1 protein-coding gene is annotated in these 397 nt (G+C 56.9%); it reads left to right on the forward strand.

Translation table 11 applies throughout. From position 1 onward, the window contains the following. Positions 1–397 (forward strand): DUF3971 domain-containing protein (locus tag UF06_RS01175; RefSeq protein ID WP_045568814.1); only part of this gene is annotated, 397 nt, incomplete at both ends.

Below are 397 nucleotides of genomic sequence, written 5' to 3' on the forward strand. Positions count from 1 at the left end.
TATTGAAATCGAGGCGAGCGCCACGGCGGAAGGCAGTGCGGTGCGTGGCTACATGACCGCGAGACCGCTGGTGGACTCTGTCGGCGCTGCGCTAACGGCTTTGCAAGTTAAAGGGCCGGTGGTATCGCAGTTCCAACTCAATATTCCCTTTGAGAGCAGCAAAGAGCCGCGTGCGTGGGGATACGCCGTTCTGAAAGGCAATCATGTCGATATTGATGCGCCGCCGATGGCTTTGGAAAAAGTCTCCGGACGGATTGAGTTCGACAACGCTGTGGGGAAAGCCTCCGGTTTGGCGGCCAAGTTGCTCAAGCAGAACATCGCCATCGCTTTTGCCGGTGAAAGCGCCGATTCCGGCTCAAGCGTTAAGAACAACCCCGACGACGAGTGGGTTGTTAAG

It is taken from the genome of Vibrio sp. S234-5 (assembly GCF_000960595.1).
GTDB lineage: Bacteria > Pseudomonadota > Gammaproteobacteria > Enterobacterales > Vibrionaceae > Vibrio.